The following is a 14,500-nucleotide window of genomic DNA, read 5'->3' as shown; positions in this document are numbered from 1 at the left end:
GGAAACATGAGATGGGAAAGAAAAATAGTTCCGATCCGATTTACAATACGGCAATGCCTTGGTGGAAGCATGAAATTTATGGGCCTGAATTAATGGGAATGAGACTTCTTAGGAAAAAATCAATCAAAGAAATGATCAAAGTCACCGGTAATAAATTTGATGTTGCGGGCATTGAAAAAGACGATAGCATTCCCGTTCCGCCTCCGATGGCAGGGATGTATATGTTGCATTTAAATTGCACCATGCACCACGTCTATCAGTTTAGAGAAATATTAGACGGGAAGAGAAATGACTTCAATGACAGCAGAGCAATAAATAAGCATCTAAAAGAACAAGTTAAGAAGAAATGTAAGAATAGATGTGTGGTTTGTAAATCAAAAGATGATTTGCATATGCACCATATAAAAGAATATGCGAAAGGCGGAAGGACAGATTTAGAGAATCTAATACTGCTTTGCGCTTCTTGCCACGCTGAAACTCATAAAGACAACAAATCCTATCATGTTTTGAAAAGTATGCTGAGGAAGGGTGAAAATAATGATTAAATCAAAATCCGAGATACATTACTTAATTAAAAATTATTGCTGGATGATGCAATTGATCATTATGAAACGTCAAGAGATGGTAAACGGTAGCCAATCATTAACTGCGAAATATGGTATTGAAGCCACGTTGCCGTCTGCCAAGGGCAATACATCCGACCCGGTTTATTTGGAAGTTTTGAGGATAGAAAAACACAATAAAAAAGTCGAAAAGATGAAAAAAAATCTCCAATTCATCTTAAAGCATCAAGATGTGATCACGGATGAAAAGAATGCCTATATTTTCAATAGGCTTCTAGATGGTTTAACACTTAGAGAAATCGGCCATGAAATGAATATATCGTTCGCCCAGGTCAACCGGCGTAAAAATGAAATTGTTGACCAAATTTATGAGGCGCAATTCAAAGAAGAAATGACACGAATGGCACAAACGAAAATATAGAAATTTTTTTGAATCCTTTATTTTCTGTGGGTTAAAATAGAGTCAAGGAACATCCCCACTATGTTTCTTTGTTTATCGTTTCTTTAAACGAACCTTACACCTTAACTATGTACAGATTGGCGGCACTGCGAATGCGTGGGGTCGCTCTTTTTTATGCGGTGGCGGAATAGGTAGACGCTTAGGCATAAGATCGGATACGACTCGGCGAGGTTTTAAAACCCATGGGAACCGTTAAAGGGGAAGTCAGGTAAGCTGCTGCCCGTTGTGGTGAAATGCCGATCATGCAAGGTGCAAATCCTTGCCCGCATATACGAAGATGCCAACAAATTGACACCTATTCACTTCGTATTCTTACGCAATTTAAATTGATTCTTAATGAACTTATCGTGGTACTCTCCTAATGAAGACGCTGACATCAGTCCGTCATAAACATTATCAGAGGGTGACAGGAAAACGATTTTGACACTATTATGGCATAATGTTGGCACTTTGTTTTGGTTTAGATCGAGTAATTTGGTATTAAGTGAGTAGACAAGTTTATTTTTTATGATTTACTGCATAAAATAAAATACATCGAGAATTACCCCTTTTTTGCACCCTTCATTTGGGTGCTTTTTTATGTTCTCTGTTTTGATTATGAGGTTTACACGTAATAGGGATGAGTCACACACACTTCCGGATGAAATTGATACATAAAAACTCGATGGACAAATTTCTTTTTCGATACTACCTGCATAAACTTTATTGAAATTCTCTCTTTTCATCCCATTTTAAAGAAGCATCTTTGATGAGGGGGCGCCAGGGATGCTTCTTGATGTTAATGAGAACATTTGCGGAATTTTGTTGATGTAGGAATAAACAAGTTGTCAATAATGAATTGAACACATAATTATAATATAACTTCTCTCCTTTTTTTATAGAGGATCCTAGAATTGATCTTTAGGATCCTCTTTTGTATACTTTAGGACTATTCCAGAATGAATTAGGACAAAATTAGGTTGTTGTAATAGTACATGTAAACACTTTATAGCATAGCTTAATAATGAATTAACTATATATTGAAAGGGGAGGTCATCTTGTTTCACTGCAAAACAAATGTGATGCCGCCAATTGTGCATCCGACGAACTGTTGTCAAACTCATACTTTTTCAAAAACAATTGTGCCGCATATTCATCCGCAGCATACGACTAATGTTCATCATCAGCATTATCAGCATGTACATCAATATCCGCATTCGTATTCTAACTGCAATTCTGTTACACAGTCTCAGATTCATTGCGGTAAGCCTTGTTGTAACTAGTAGGATCAACAATGTCGTATGGTTTACAGTGTACCTTCATATTGAGCACCCAAGTAAAGGGTGCTTTATATGTTTGTTGAGATACAGTCTGGTGAGTTCAACAAATTCCTATTAGAACAAGCTGGACTCTGATCAAATTGAGGACAGTAAAAGAATGGACTCACGAACGCGAAGCTCACAATTATGTCGTAAAAGTGGCGTGTTTTTGGTGTGAAGTTGGCGTAGCATAAGGAAAAATAGGGAGTAGAGTTATCCGAATTAAGAACATCGTTGAAGATCGGACATATACTGAATACAAAAAAATGGAATGTTTTTATGGACAATAAATCCAAAAAAATATTAGGCACATTTATTTCTATGATAGGTACAATACAAGCCGCTGTTGGAGGCACGCCTCAGTTTCCACTAGATGAAGAACAAAGATATCAATTTGAAATTATAGGTAATACCTTGCAGGCTGTGGGTAGTAGTTTATCTGCGGAGGGGCAAGGATCGAATTTTATGGGAGCTGTAGGAGAACAAATACAAGCGATTGGTAACTCAACTGTTTTAGTTGGTTTATTAATTTACAAAAGAAAGAATTCCGATATCGAGGAGAGGGTAGTGATTTCAGGAAATTGGCTACAAGCGTTGGGGAGCTTTGTTGGGCTTGACTATACTGGCAACGAGAATATTAGTGTCTTAGAAAGTAATCTGGGAGGAATTCTACAAGGTATCGGAAACTCATTGCAAGCAATAGGAGGAATTGAGACATTACGTCCTAACCTTATCCCTTTTAAGGGTGTTGGTACTCTTGGTAGTTGGATACAAGCAACTGGCAGTGTTATATCTTTTCTTGTGGAAATAAGTGATGAGTGAAACGCCTTCCGTTGGAGGGCGTGTTTTTATGCGGTAGTACAAAGCCAAAAAAGTAGGAAGTGAGAAAATGAAAAGCCGAAAAGATGAAATGGTTTGGGTGAAAGAATTAGGAATTTATATTTTACCAAAAGAAAAGTAATAAGATGTGGTGGCGTTGTGTTCTCAGGGTGACGCAAGCGGATAAGTGAAAGGGTCAAGGGTCGCATTAGCTCATCTGCCATGTGCAGAAGGAGCCAGCGGGAATTCCCAACGGGATAACCCGCATTTATTTGGCAGCGGCTTGCATGACGCAGGTCGCTTTTTGATATGCGTCCGGAAGAGGGCGGGCAAGTTCCTGCCAGTACGGGCGCAGCTCAGAGCAAATAAAGGAGAAAAAACTATGCTTCTACGACAATACTTACACGACAAACGAGAAGAAGAACACGAGAAAGCGAGAGAATCGGCCCGCAAAACTCACAAGTGTCACGGATGCGTGTGGGGGACATGGGCCGGGAATAAATACGTCTGTCCGTTTGGGCGGTGCGTGAAAAACAAGTAAGGGAGGCGGTGTCATGTAAATGGATTGGGAGAAAATCAAAAAGGAATACGAAACAACTGACCTGACATTGAAGGCACTGGCCGAAAAGCATAATGTAAAAATCGGCACTTTGAAGAGCAGGAAGAGCCGGGAAGGTTGGGTGCGTGTCTCGACAAAAAAGGATGCAACCAGAGTTAAAGAGGTTGCAACCCCTCAGCCTATTATCGAATCTGACGATTTAACTGAAAAGCAGAAGATGTTCTGTCTTTATTATATTAAGTATTTCAATGCGACAAAGGCATATCAGAAGGCTTATGGTTGCAGCTATCTATCAGCGAAGACGGAAGGCCATAAAACCCTTGCGAAGCCTTACGTAAAAAAAGAAATTGAAAGATTGAAGGCGGAGCAACAGCAGGGTGTTTTCTTGGATGCTCAAGCAGTCTTGCAAAAGTACATCGATATTGCATTCGCTGATATAACGGACTTTGCAACGTTCGGGAAAAGGGAAATACCGACGGAAGACGAGGAAGGAAACCCTATTACGAAAGAAGTCAATTATGTTGATTTCAAAGAGTCGGCAGAAGTAGACGGCACAATTATTACAGAAGTGAAAAACGGTAAAGACGGCGTTTCCGTTAAACTGGCCGATAAGATGAAAGCCCTTGAGTTCTTGGCAAAATATACTGATCTACTTTCAGAAAACGACCGCAAAAAGCTACAGCTCGAGAAATTGAAAGCTGAAACCGAACTGACGAAAGCGCGCATCAAGAAAACGAAAGCCGAAGTCGAGAAAGATGCACACGAAGACGCTGTGACAATCGTCGACGATATAGGAAGTGATCATATTGACGAAGGTTAAACGTATATCGGACATCATAACGCCTAAGTTTCGTTCGTTTTGGGCGGCAGCCAACAGTCATAAATACCTTCGGTATGTCCTGAAAGGCGGGCGCGGCTCTTCAAAGTCGACGCATATTGGTATACGGCTGATAAAGGACATGATGCAATACCCGGTCAGTACACTTGTGGTCCGGAAAGTAGGGAACACGTTAGGGGAATCCGTATTTGAACAGCTCAAAGAGGCTATCGATCTGCTGGGCGTGGGTTCGTATTGGCGCGTTAACAAATCCCCTCTGAAACTTACTTACATCCCACGAGGAAATAGTATCATTTTCAGGGGTGCGGATGATCCAGCCAAGATCAAATCACTCAAGATAGCAAAATACCCGGTTGCCTTCCTATGGATTGAAGAGCTGGCCGAATTTAAACTCGAAGAAGAAGTATCTATGATCGAAAATTCCGTTCTGAGGGCTGAACTTCCGGACGGTCTTTTTTATGCCTTTTACTACTCATACAACCCACCGAAAAGAAAGCAATCATGGGTGAACAAAAAATATGAATCTGCATTCGTACCAAAGAACACATATATTCATCATTCAACATATCTCGAAAATCCATACATTTCAAAAGCCTTCAAGGAAGAGGCTGAAACCGTCAAGGAGAGGAACCTTTTAAAGTACAAATGGGAATACCTTGGCGAGGCGATAGGATCGGGGGTAGTTCCATTCAATAACCTTCAATTTAGAAAAATTACAGATCAAGAGGTCAAATCATTCGACAACATCCGACAAGGGAACGACTTTGGGTATGGACCGGACCCGTTGGCCTTTGTTCGTTGGCACTATGACAAGAAAAAGAAAACGATTTACGCGCTTGATGAGCTATACGCGCACAAGTTGTCTAACCGGATGCTTGCCAAGTGGATCAAAGATAAAGGGTATGATCGGCATGAAATCATTACCGACAGCGCAGAGCCGAAATCTATAGATGAACTCAAATCAGAACACGGTATAAGGCGTATCAGGGGCGCCAAGAAGGGTCCAGACTCACGACAATACGGCGAGGAATGGCTTGACGATCTGGACGCTATCGTGATCGATCCAGAGAGAACGCCGAATATAGCGCGAGAGTTCGAGAACGCTGACTATAAAACTGATAAAGACGGCAATCCATTACCTAGACTCGAAGAAAAAGACGACCATACTATTGATGCAACACGCTATGCTTTCGAAAGGGATATGACAAAATCGGGTATTTCGATACTTAAATAGATTCAAAAGTAAGGAGGGCGGCACGTGGATATTTATCCAAACTCACCGACGCACACGGAAGAATTAATCGATTTAATTGAGAAGAACGCGCCGGGCGAAAATAAAGACCCGAACACAGAAATAATCATGCAATTAATTTCGAAGCATGACCCGAGCCTTATGTTAGAGGGCGTCCGGTATTATCTGAACGAAAGTGATATTACAAATCGTCAGCAGTATTATTGGAGAGACGGAAAAAAGATAATCGATAGTGAAGGTGTCAAGCCGAACAACAAAATACCGCATGGCTGGCACAAGCTCTTGGTCGATCAAAAAACACAATATTTGGTCGGGAAGCCGATAACCTTCGGTTCGAAGAATAAAACCCTTTTGAAATATGTAAATGAGCTTGCGGATGAAGAATTTGACGACACCATGAATGAGCTTGTCAAAAACGCGAGCAACAAGGGGATTGAATGGCTTCACCCGTTCATAAATGAGGAAGGCGAATTTGATTACGTGATTTTCCCGGCTGAAGAAATTATCGCGGTGTACGACAACACCAAAAGCCGGCGTCTCCTGTACGCAATCAGATATTACGAAATTGAAGATTTTGAGGGGAACAAACAAAAAAAGGTCGAGCTGTATATGACAGAAAAGGTGTACTACTACGTTGAAGAAAACGGAAGCCTTATCCCTGATTACAGTTACGGCGAGGAGAACCCTGTAAGCTATTTTTACACGGTCAATAAAGAAGAAAACACCAAAGAGGGCTATGGATGGGGCCGGGTTCCCCTAATCCCGTTCAGAAACAACACTGAAAGCGTAAGCGATCTGACATTCTATAAAGACTTGATCGACAATTACGATCGAATTGTATCAGACAACGCGAACAGTTTCGATGAAATTCAAGAACTAATCTATATTTTGAGAGGGTACAACGGTGAAGACTTGTCTGAATTTGTTGATAATCTGCGGTATTACAGGGCTGTCAAGGTAGACGGTGAAGGTAGCGGCGTTGATACCCTTTCCTCAGATGTTCCGATCGACAGCGCTGACAAACATCTTGACCGTCTGGAAGACAACATTTTCAGATTCGGCCAAGGGGTGAACAACAGCCCGGATAAATTCGGGAATGCACCTTCTGGCGTAGCTCTGGAAAACTTGTACGCATTGCTTGATCTAAAGGCCAACGCAACAGAACGGAAATTTCGGAAAGCGCTACAAGAATTTTTCTGGTTCTTCACCGAGTTTTTACGAATCAAGAAGCTAGGTGAGTTCGATTACAAGGAGATTCAAATGACGTTCAATAGGTCCAAGATCACGAACCAGCTTGAAAAAGTACAGATGATCAATCAAAGCCCGGATTTAAGCCGAGAGACGCGTCTTGCATATCATCCATTTGTTGATGATGTGGAGGCGGAACTTGAGCGGATCGAAACAGAGGAAACGGAGTACGGCAAGAATCTTTCTTCATTAGCGGCCGAAGATGAGGAAGGCGGCGAAGAAGATGAACCAGAATGACATTGACCTGTATCTCGATAACATGATCAGCCAAGCGGAAAAAAGAATCGATCAACTTTTCGTAAGGCGGCTGAAGGACATCAACCGGCAAATCGCGGTCATGTATCAGAAATACTCTTCAGGCGGCGAGCTGACTTACACCGATCTGAACAAGTATAACCGGCTACGGAAAGAACTGGACTTTATCGCCGAAAAGATCGACAAGGACTTCCGTTTCATCCTAAAAGAGATCGATTTACTGTTAGAAAAGCAGTATGTGGAGAATTATTTGCGGTCCGCGTACGTGTATGAGTTTGAGGCACAAGTCAAAATGGGGTTCACGATCCCGACGGCTGCCGTTATCGCGGCTGCCATTGAAAATCCTATCCCTGAATTACGGTTGCCGGTCCTCATGGAGACGACCCGGAATCAGGTTATATCGAGAATAACGATCGAAATTACACAAGGGCTTCTCGCTGGCGAAGACTATGCGAAAATGGCATCCAGAATAGCGAAAGCTCTCGATTTTGGGCGCGCTAAAGCCCGGAGAATCGCCCGAACTGAAGCGCATAGGGTTCAGGTATCTGGTCGCCTTGAAAGCGCCGAGAAAGCCTCAAAAAAGGCCGATTTAAAGAAAATGTGGGTCAGCACGCTGGATACCCGGACACGCATCGGGCACCGGAAGCTCGACGGGAAGGTTGTTGAGCGGGACGGCGTTTTCAAATCGATATACGGCGGCGTCGGGAAGGCTCCCGGCCACATGCACAATGCTAAGGATGATATAAATTGCCGTTGTTCGATCATTTTCATTGTCAATGGCCAGAAGCCGGAAGTCAGACGATCCAGAATCGCCGGCAAAAACGTCGTGATTCCATACACGACATACGAAGAATGGAAAGAACAACTTAAAAAGGCGGGGTAATATGGCTAAATTAGAGATTAAATTGACAGAAGAAGCGCAGAAAAGGAAAGAAGAGAGTCCCCTATCAAGTGCCGGGCTAAAATGTTCCGATTATCATATTTGGATAGACGGACATGAGCCGACGCATATGACTGAATTAAAGCTATCTATGAGAGTCGGAGAGCTGAACACAGCAACGATCACGTTTGCCGTTGACGAAATTGACATCGACGCCGATTTTTTAGCGGCTCTCGAAGCGAAGATCGAAGCTGACAAGGTAGCGGCGGCATCACCTGAAGAAACGACAGAAGATACGACAGACGAAGACCATTCGGAAGAGGGGTAATAGAATGGTTGATGACAACGGAATCAACTAGTTAATCCGGGAAGTGCTGTCTGAAAAGCCTGTGACGGTTTCCCTTGATGGAAAGGAAATAGCGGAAGCGTGTGCCAAGTCATTCACAAAATCGATGCGGCGGGATATGAGGTCAAAATAATGATACGCAATTCAAATTTGAGCGCCGAAAGCAATTCAATGTCTGTTTGTGAGCCTATTCTCTACACGGAAAGCGATAAATACAAGGAAATGCTTAATAAAGAGTTATATAAGGGTTTAAGAATCAATCCGGTATCAGTCAAGTACGAAAAGTAACAGTCGCCATGTAGCGGCTTTTTATTTTGTCCTGAGCATGACGTTAAAAGGCTTATTTGCTCGTTTTAAAGGTTTAGAGTCAAAACAAACGAAAATCCTGCGCGTGAGGTGGACACGCAAAAAAACATTAAAGGAGAGTGTGAGAAAGTGAGTTTAAAGGAATTGTTGGGTGAAGATTTATATACGCAAGTCATGGAAAAGGCGGGTGAGCAGAAAATCGCAGTTGTCAGTGACGGTAATTGGATTCCGAAAGAGAAATTCGACGAACTGAACAACGACAAAAAAGAGCTCAAAAACCAGCTGAACCAGCGTGACGAACAGCTTGAAGACTTGAGGAAGCGTGCAAAGGACAACGAAGAATTACACAACAAAATCAAGGAGATTCAGGACGCGAACGAAAAGACAGTGGCCGATTATGAGGCTAAAATCCAGCAACAGCAGAAGGATTTTGCTATCGAGAGGGCTTTGCGTGATGCAAAAGCGCGAAATCCAAAGGCTGTCAAAGCGCTTCTGGACCTTGAAAATGTCAAATTGGACGGGGATAAACTTCTAGGCTTAGATGAGCAATTAAAAGCCATCCAGGAGAGCGATAAGTATCTTTTCGGGGATGAAAACCCCTTCGATCTCCAAGGAGGCCCAAACCCACATGTTAACACAGGAAACGGATTCCCGAGCAATAACAATCCGTTTTCTCAGGATCATTTCAATATGACGGAACAAGGCCGTTTGATCCGAAATGAACCCGATAAAGCAAGAAAATTAATTATCCAAGCAGGCGACAACCCTGCAAATTTCGGACTATAAAGGAGAGGAAAATAAATGGCAGTGACAAGAGTGCAGGATGTTATTATTCCTGAAGTATTTAACCGATACACAATGAATAACACAGTTGAAAAGACAGCTATCTATCGAAGCGGTATTCTTCAGCCAGTTCCGGGAATTGTTGTTCCAAACGGTGGCGACACAATTAATATGCCTTTCTGGAACGACCTTGAAGGCGATCCGGAAGCGATCCAATCTGATTTTGCTTTAACACCGGAAAAAATCACATCCGGCAAAGACGTTGCGCGCGTTTTTGAATATGGGAAAGCGTGGAGTTCTGAAGATTTAGCGGCAGAGCTTGCCGGGTCTGACCCGATGCGTGCGATTGCTCAACGTGTAAATAATTATTGGGAAAGACAGTATCAAAAAATGATTTTCCGTATGCTTGACGGCGTTTTCGCTGACAATGTCGAGAACGACAATGCTGATTTGGTCCTTGACCTGTCGAGCGGAAGCGGCAAAAAATACACGACTTATATTTTTGGTTCCGGTGCCATCGGATATGCCGGCGGAATGCCGAAAACCCCGACTGAAACCGATCGAAATTCACTTAAAGGTGAAGATATCTTAATCAATCGCAAAAAGTTCATTATGCATCCACGTGGTTTTAAATGGACTGAAGCGGCAGTTGCCAAAGATATGCCAACACTTGCAGAAATGGCGGACGGCGCGAACTATGATCGTGTATACGACAAGAAAAAGGTCCGTATCGTGAAAATCATCACAAATGAAGAGGGCGGAAACGGCCTAACAGGCGCAGCCATCCTTGACGCACAGCAATTGTTAGGCGATGCGAAAGATGTTTTCACTTCTATCGCTATGCACTCACTGACGCATACGAACCTGCAGAAGCAAAACTTGATCGAATTCATCCCGAACAACCGGGCTGATGTCGGTTTCGGTACTTACATGGGTAAATCGATCATTGTTGACGATTCACTTCCAGTCGTAACGCCTGCTCCCTAATGCGCCCCAGAATCTCCGGTACGACAGTACAACTGATTCTATCGCAGTTGAATGGGATCCCGTAGATGGGGCGACTTCATACAACGTTTACAGAGGAGCAGACAAGAAATTCGCTGAAAACGTGACGCAACCTAAGTATGTAACAACCGGTATGAATCCGGATACTAAACTCACAATTAACGTAACGGCTGTTAATGAGTCCGGCGAGTCTCCTATGAGCGAAATTGTGACTCAAACTAAGCCATCGGCGTAAGGGGTGATTTAATGGGAGCGACAACATTTTATTTATTAGAACAGGAAAAGCGCCTGAGAGAAGCTAAAAAAGCGGCTCATGCGCAAAAAGAAGCGGAACAGGCAACAAAAAAAGATACCCAAAAGGCTAAGACGAGCACGAAGAAAAGAACATCTAAAACCAAAAAAGAAAAACAATGATCCGGTATCAAATAAAAAAGGGCAGGGGAATCCTCCTGCTCTTTCTTTATGGAGTGAAACAGATGGATATTGAAACGGTCAAACGGCTGTTGCAAATCAAAACAGACGAACATGACGAGTACTTAGAAGAAGCAGTTCCGTTTTATGTGGAGTTTGCAAAGGACAAATGTAATGACAGCTTTACGAAGGATGATAAAGAAGTTTTGCCATACGGTGTGCAATTATTCGTTGCGAAAGCAGTTGAATTTAACATGAATCCGGTTGATTTAAGTTCTCGATCATTAGGGGATGCGTCTTTTTCGTTCATCACGGAGCTTCCGGAAACGATTTGGGCGTATTTGTCCCCCTACAAAAAATTGAGGTGGCATTAATGCGCTACAAATTATACCCGCACATAATCACATTCCAAAAGTTTGAACAGATACCCAATGGCGGGGGCGGCTTTAAAAAAGACTGGGTGGACGCGATTACCGACTGCGAGGCATTTGTCGATTCGCTGACCGGAAAAGAATATTACCAAGCTCAACAGCTTGAGAACCCCGTCGAATACAACGTCTATTTTCCCTACCGGGAAGACGTTGAAAACGACATGCGGATCATTTGGAAAGACCGAAATGACAGGGTTTTGGTCATTCAGTCCCCGCCTATCGATCAAGGCGGCCAAGGTGAAATCTTGTGCTTTAAATGCCGTTCAGGGGAGAACATTCGCTGATGAACAGGATTACAAGGCAGATGACGAGGGCTGTTAATTCGTTCAGTGACCGGGTGCATGATCGAGTGAAGCGAATCATTGTTGAAACGGCGGAAATTATTGCCGGCCAAGCAGTGGCTACGGCGCCAGTAGACGACGGAAACCTTAAAAATTCGATAGAGGTTAATTACTCTCATGGTGGTTTCAAGGCTAAAATCACCGTCGGGGCTTCATATGCGATTTATGTCGAATTTGGCACGGGCATATACGCCGAAAACGGTAACGGCCGTAAAACACCTTGGGTGTATTTTGATGAGAAATTAGGGCGATATGTGTTCACCCGCGGAATGCGCGCGCAACCGTTCTTTTTCCCTGCTGTGGAAGCGGGCGCCCGTTATTTCGAAAGGAAGATGAACCGACGATGATCATTCAAAATAAACTAGCTTCCTGGAACCTTCAAAAAGCGATATACACCAGGCTATCGACGGATGCGGCGCTTAATGAAGTGATAAAGGGCGTTTTTGACAATCCGAATAAAGACACGCCTTTCCCGTATGTGTCCATCGGGGAAGACACGTCAACGCCATTCGAAACCAAAGTGACATTTGGCGAAAACATCACAACTGTTATACATGCGTGGAGCCGGGCAGAGGACGGCAGGCGCGAGGCAAAGGAAATCCTTTCTCTCGTCATGCAGGCCCTGACAAAAGAACCTTTAGAGGTGGAGGGGTTCAAACCCCTTCAACTCAGTTTTTTGCAATCGCAAGTGATCACCGATATAGACGGGATCACACAACACGGAATTTTGAGAATCCGAATTTATATTAACAATTAAGGGGGCTATCAAATGGCGGTATCAGGTAAACCGACTACCGGTAAAAGCATCATTTATATTGTGCAAGCTGCAAATGCGCCACTTGGATCAGATGCGAAGATTGTAGGCAACCAGACAGAAGGAACATGGACAAGGGAACAAGAAACGGTTGACGAACAAACAAAATTAGGCCGTATCGTTGGGTACGGGGCGAAAAGTGAGACATTCGAACTTACTTTATATGCACAACAAAAAGACGGCGGACAAGAAGCCTTAGAATGGACTTATGATAATGAATCCGAGTTGAAAGTTTGGCGTGTAGACACCAGCCAAAAGAACGACAACGGAAAATATGATTGCCGTTTCGGCTGGACGATTATCGAAAACATTGAGTTTAGTGAGCCGACAGACGGATTCGTCGAAGCAAGTACATCATTGCCGGTTCTTGTTCGTACAGTGCCGGGAGAAATTGAATTGCCAGACGACTTTATCCAATCAGCTAATGAAATTCTATTCGAAAAACCGGGCGAGACTACAGGCGGATTCGAGAAAAGAAAGCAGCCTACTTCTACTCCCTGAGGCGCCCCAAAATCTACAGTATACAGCTACAACTAATAGCGTGACCGTGGATTGGAAGGCTGTAGATGGGGCGACTTCATACAAGGTATACAGGGGATCGGAAAAAGTATTCTACAAAGAAGTGACAGAACCAAAATGCACGCTCACAGACATTACGCCGGATACTAAGCTCACAGTGAATGTGACGGCCGTTAACGAGGCGGGAGAATCGCCTATGAGTCAGATAGAAACACGTACAGAGCCAGAAACAAGTGGCTCATAATTTTCTAGTCAAATATTCTTTTTCGGTAATCCAAAAAGATTAGATTCTATCTAGGGGGCTGAACATGGAAATGAAAATGGTTGTTAAATTCGTAAATTATCAAGAGTACAGTGAGTTGCTCCAAAAGGCTATGAACCAAATTGAACAACTCAATAAAACGTTAGAGCGAATTGAAAACTTCAAACCAGAAGTAACTGTTGACTGAAGTTCTAAGTAATTTTAATTCGAGACGAAATTTGGGCACTCAGAGGGGTGCCCTTTTTTATAGGAGGAATATAACATGCCAACATTAGAAATCGAAGGAAAACAATATCAAGCACGCTGTGATTTTAAATTTGAAAGGACAGCAGAAGAAAAATATAACGAAAAAGACGAGAGCGGCAACAAACAGGGCGGCTTACGAAATGTTTATCTCGGCCTGCTTGAGCAACGCAGCTCTCTTTACTTAATCCGGTTCTGGGATTGTGCGCTTTCTCACTTGAAAGATAAAAAGCCATCTGTTGAAAAAATCGAGGCAGCTCTTGAAGAAGTCGTTGATAAAGAGGGTGCAAAAGGCGCCGAAAGACTTTACAAAGAAGCGTTTCAGGCGGTGGATCAATCCGGTTTTTTCGCAGTTCAAGTCAAGAGAATCTGGCAAGACTTCGACGTGCTCAAGAAGGAGATCAAACAGAGAGTCGGGGAGACGGAAGCGGAATTCCTGAAACGGAAGCAGGAGCGCGAGGACGCCAAGGAAATGATGGCGGAACTCGAAAAACTAAGGAAAGAGATGAACAAGTAAATTATGACGCAGTTATTTTGAATGCTGCTCGTTATCTTAATATACATGATCCGGAGCTTATACTTTCGTGGACACCACACGAGTATAAGCTCTTTTTAAAAGGCGCGCAGTATCGGCAGATCGATGAAATGGAATTGTTGACGAAGAACGCTCTGTTCCATCGATACGCTTTGAATAAAAAAGGGCGTGTGACCCCTAAAAAGATGTTTGACGCTGACAAAGCCCGGAAGATGGTGGACAACGAGGAAGACGGCTGGCGCAATGCGCGGAGCCTTGGCGTGAACCCTAATGCCCTAAAGCGCGCGACAGATGCCCTTAAAAAGATCACCCTTCCGGATTTCTAAAAGAAA

22 protein-coding genes are annotated in these 14,500 nt (G+C 43.2%); all 22 read left to right on the top strand.

Translation table 11 applies throughout. The features are described 5' to 3' along the window. The first annotated feature begins 11 nt into the window (after positions 1 to 11). The 22 genes from MHI30_RS14430 to MHI30_RS14325 all read left to right on the top strand — a co-directional run bounded on the left by MHI30_RS14430 (position 12) and on the right by MHI30_RS14325 (position 14,494). On the top strand, positions 12 to 545 hold the full coding sequence (locus MHI30_RS14430; protein ID WP_016885834.1) for an HNH endonuclease signature motif containing protein: 534 nt from the start codon (positions 12 to 14) through the stop codon (positions 543 to 545). Further along, positions 538 to 984 (top strand): hypothetical protein, encoded by a 447-nt coding sequence (locus MHI30_RS14425; protein WP_016885833.1) that lies wholly within the window; start codon positions 538 to 540, stop codon positions 982 to 984. Before MHI30_RS14430 ends, MHI30_RS14425 begins: the two co-directional genes overlap by 8 nt. Positions 985 to 2,060: 1,076 nt before the next feature. Further along, positions 2,061 to 2,285 (top strand): CotD family spore coat protein, encoded by a 225-nt coding sequence (locus MHI30_RS14420; protein WP_016885832.1) that lies wholly within the window; start codon positions 2,061 to 2,063, stop codon positions 2,283 to 2,285. 315 nt (positions 2,286 to 2,600) lie between these two features. Continuing rightward, on the top strand, positions 2,601 to 3,143 hold the full coding sequence (locus tag MHI30_RS14415; RefSeq protein ID WP_029327027.1) for a hypothetical protein: 543 nt from the start codon (positions 2,601 to 2,603) through the stop codon (positions 3,141 to 3,143). A 557-nt stretch (positions 3,144 to 3,700) separates the two neighbouring features. Beyond that, on the top strand, positions 3,701 to 4,519 hold the full coding sequence (locus MHI30_RS14410) for a terminase small subunit (protein ID WP_016885829.1): 819 nt from the start codon (positions 3,701 to 3,703) through the stop codon (positions 4,517 to 4,519). Further along, positions 4,506 to 5,771: a PBSX family phage terminase large subunit gene (locus MHI30_RS14405; protein ID WP_044790075.1), complete on the top strand. Its 1,266-nt coding sequence runs from the start codon at positions 4,506 to 4,508 to the stop codon at positions 5,769 to 5,771. Before MHI30_RS14410 ends, MHI30_RS14405 begins: the two co-directional genes overlap by 14 nt. A 24-nt stretch (positions 5,772 to 5,795) precedes the next feature. Further along, positions 5,796 to 7,274, top strand: a complete 1,479-nt coding sequence (locus tag MHI30_RS14400) for a phage portal protein (protein ID WP_016885827.1) — start codon at positions 5,796 to 5,798, stop codon at positions 7,272 to 7,274. After that, positions 7,261 to 8,175, top strand: a complete 915-nt coding sequence (locus MHI30_RS14395; protein ID WP_016885826.1) for a phage minor head protein — start codon at positions 7,261 to 7,263, stop codon at positions 8,173 to 8,175. The genes MHI30_RS14400 and MHI30_RS14395 overlap by 14 nt, the downstream gene beginning before the upstream one ends. A gap of 1 nt (position 8,176) precedes the next feature. After that, on the top strand, positions 8,177 to 8,500 hold the full coding sequence (locus MHI30_RS14390) for a hypothetical protein (protein ID WP_016885825.1): 324 nt from the start codon (positions 8,177 to 8,179) through the stop codon (positions 8,498 to 8,500). A gap of 453 nt (positions 8,501 to 8,953) precedes the next feature. Next, positions 8,954 to 9,610 carry a phage scaffolding protein gene (locus MHI30_RS14385; RefSeq protein WP_016885823.1) on the top strand — a complete coding sequence of 219 codons (657 nt, stop codon included), beginning with the start codon at positions 8,954 to 8,956 and terminating at the stop codon, positions 9,608 to 9,610. A gap of 15 nt (positions 9,611 to 9,625) precedes the next feature. Beyond that, positions 9,626 to 10,594, top strand: a complete 969-nt coding sequence (locus tag MHI30_RS14380; protein ID WP_016885822.1) for a hypothetical protein — start codon at positions 9,626 to 9,628, stop codon at positions 10,592 to 10,594. Continuing rightward, entirely contained in the window at positions 10,584 to 10,847 is a 264-nt protein-coding gene (locus tag MHI30_RS14375) for a fibronectin type III domain-containing protein (protein WP_073411487.1), read from the top strand. The genes MHI30_RS14380 and MHI30_RS14375 overlap by 11 nt, the downstream gene beginning before the upstream one ends. A gap of 11 nt (positions 10,848 to 10,858) precedes the next feature. Then, positions 10,859 to 11,026 carry a hypothetical protein gene (locus MHI30_RS14370; RefSeq protein WP_016885820.1) on the top strand — a complete coding sequence of 56 codons (168 nt, stop codon included), beginning with the start codon at positions 10,859 to 10,861 and terminating at the stop codon, positions 11,024 to 11,026. Between the two features lie 62 nt (positions 11,027 to 11,088). Then, positions 11,089 to 11,397, top strand: coding sequence for a phage head-tail connector protein (locus tag MHI30_RS14365; RefSeq protein ID WP_025807718.1), 309 nt, complete (start codon positions 11,089 to 11,091; stop codon positions 11,395 to 11,397). After that, the gene (locus MHI30_RS14360) at positions 11,397 to 11,738 is read left to right on the top strand and encodes a phage head closure protein (protein ID WP_016885818.1); all 342 of its coding nucleotides are present in this window, start codon (positions 11,397 to 11,399) and stop codon (positions 11,736 to 11,738) included. Before MHI30_RS14365 ends, MHI30_RS14360 begins: the two co-directional genes overlap by 1 nt. After that, positions 11,738 to 12,142, top strand: coding sequence for an HK97-gp10 family putative phage morphogenesis protein (locus tag MHI30_RS14355; protein ID WP_016885817.1), 405 nt, complete (start codon positions 11,738 to 11,740; stop codon positions 12,140 to 12,142). The genes MHI30_RS14360 and MHI30_RS14355 overlap by 1 nt, the downstream gene beginning before the upstream one ends. Continuing rightward, a complete protein-coding gene (locus MHI30_RS14350) occupies positions 12,139 to 12,552 on the top strand; it encodes a DUF3168 domain-containing protein (RefSeq protein ID WP_075752089.1) in 414 nt (137 codons plus the stop codon). The genes MHI30_RS14355 and MHI30_RS14350 overlap by 4 nt, the downstream gene beginning before the upstream one ends. 12 nt (positions 12,553 to 12,564) lie before the next feature. Then, positions 12,565 to 13,110, top strand: a complete 546-nt coding sequence (locus MHI30_RS14345) for a phage major tail protein, TP901-1 family (RefSeq protein ID WP_044790065.1) — start codon at positions 12,565 to 12,567, stop codon at positions 13,108 to 13,110. Beyond that, the gene (locus MHI30_RS14340; protein WP_075223551.1) at positions 13,034 to 13,372 is read left to right on the top strand and encodes a fibronectin type III domain-containing protein; all 339 of its coding nucleotides are present in this window, start codon (positions 13,034 to 13,036) and stop codon (positions 13,370 to 13,372) included. The genes MHI30_RS14345 and MHI30_RS14340 overlap by 77 nt, the downstream gene beginning before the upstream one ends. Positions 13,373 to 13,436: 64 nt before the next feature. Further along, positions 13,437 to 13,577 (top strand): hypothetical protein, encoded by a 141-nt coding sequence (locus MHI30_RS14335; RefSeq protein WP_095240167.1) that lies wholly within the window; start codon positions 13,437 to 13,439, stop codon positions 13,575 to 13,577. A gap of 75 nt (positions 13,578 to 13,652) precedes the next feature. After that, positions 13,653 to 14,150 (top strand): tail assembly chaperone, encoded by a 498-nt coding sequence (locus tag MHI30_RS14330; protein ID WP_075223552.1) that lies wholly within the window; start codon positions 13,653 to 13,655, stop codon positions 14,148 to 14,150. A gap of 128 nt (positions 14,151 to 14,278) precedes the next feature. Beyond that, positions 14,279 to 14,494: a hypothetical protein gene (locus tag MHI30_RS14325; protein ID WP_235599277.1), complete on the top strand. Its 216-nt coding sequence runs from the start codon at positions 14,279 to 14,281 to the stop codon at positions 14,492 to 14,494. The last annotated feature ends 6 nt before the right edge of the window (positions 14,495 to 14,500 follow it).

Source organism: Bacillus sp. FSL L8-0528, assembly GCF_038593085.1.
In the GTDB taxonomy this organism is placed as follows: domain Bacteria; phylum Bacillota; class Bacilli; order Bacillales; family Bacillaceae; genus Bacillus; species Bacillus paralicheniformis.
This window is presented reverse-complemented; position numbering and strand designations above follow the sequence as displayed.

Excerpts from the sequence above, each read along its gene's own strand:
- MHI30_RS14330 (WP_075223552.1), top strand. The coding sequence starts at position 13,653 with ATGCCAACATTAGAAATCGAAGGAAAACAATATCAAGCACGCTGTGAT.
- MHI30_RS14325 (WP_235599277.1), top strand. The coding sequence starts at position 14,279 with ATGGAATTGTTGACGAAGAACGCTCTGTTCCATCGATACGCTTTGAAT.
- MHI30_RS14350 (WP_075752089.1), top strand. The coding sequence starts at position 12,139 with ATGATCATTCAAAATAAACTAGCTTCCTGGAACCTTCAAAAAGCGATA.
- MHI30_RS14395 (WP_016885826.1), top strand. The coding sequence starts at position 7,261 with ATGAACCAGAATGACATTGACCTGTATCTCGATAACATGATCAGCCAA.
- MHI30_RS14345 (WP_044790065.1), top strand. The coding sequence starts at position 12,565 with ATGGCGGTATCAGGTAAACCGACTACCGGTAAAAGCATCATTTATATT.
- MHI30_RS14415 (WP_029327027.1), top strand. The coding sequence starts at position 2,601 with ATGGACAATAAATCCAAAAAAATATTAGGCACATTTATTTCTATGATA.
- MHI30_RS14380 (WP_016885822.1), top strand. The coding sequence starts at position 9,626 with ATGGCAGTGACAAGAGTGCAGGATGTTATTATTCCTGAAGTATTTAAC.
- MHI30_RS14360 (WP_016885818.1), top strand. The coding sequence starts at position 11,397 with ATGCGCTACAAATTATACCCGCACATAATCACATTCCAAAAGTTTGAA.
- MHI30_RS14425 (WP_016885833.1), top strand. The coding sequence starts at position 538 with ATGATTAAATCAAAATCCGAGATACATTACTTAATTAAAAATTATTGC.
- MHI30_RS14390 (WP_016885825.1), top strand. The coding sequence starts at position 8,177 with ATGGCTAAATTAGAGATTAAATTGACAGAAGAAGCGCAGAAAAGGAAA.
- MHI30_RS14370 (WP_016885820.1), top strand. The coding sequence starts at position 10,859 with ATGGGAGCGACAACATTTTATTTATTAGAACAGGAAAAGCGCCTGAGA.
- MHI30_RS14340 (WP_075223551.1), top strand. The coding sequence starts at position 13,034 with ATGAAATTCTATTCGAAAAACCGGGCGAGACTACAGGCGGATTCGAGA.
- MHI30_RS14430 (WP_016885834.1), top strand. The coding sequence starts at position 12 with ATGGGAAAGAAAAATAGTTCCGATCCGATTTACAATACGGCAATGCCT.
- MHI30_RS14365 (WP_025807718.1), top strand. The coding sequence starts at position 11,089 with ATGGATATTGAAACGGTCAAACGGCTGTTGCAAATCAAAACAGACGAA.
- MHI30_RS14410 (WP_016885829.1), top strand. The coding sequence starts at position 3,701 with ATGGATTGGGAGAAAATCAAAAAGGAATACGAAACAACTGACCTGACA.
- MHI30_RS14355 (WP_016885817.1), top strand. The coding sequence starts at position 11,738 with ATGAACAGGATTACAAGGCAGATGACGAGGGCTGTTAATTCGTTCAGT.
- MHI30_RS14335 (WP_095240167.1), top strand. The coding sequence starts at position 13,437 with ATGGAAATGAAAATGGTTGTTAAATTCGTAAATTATCAAGAGTACAGT.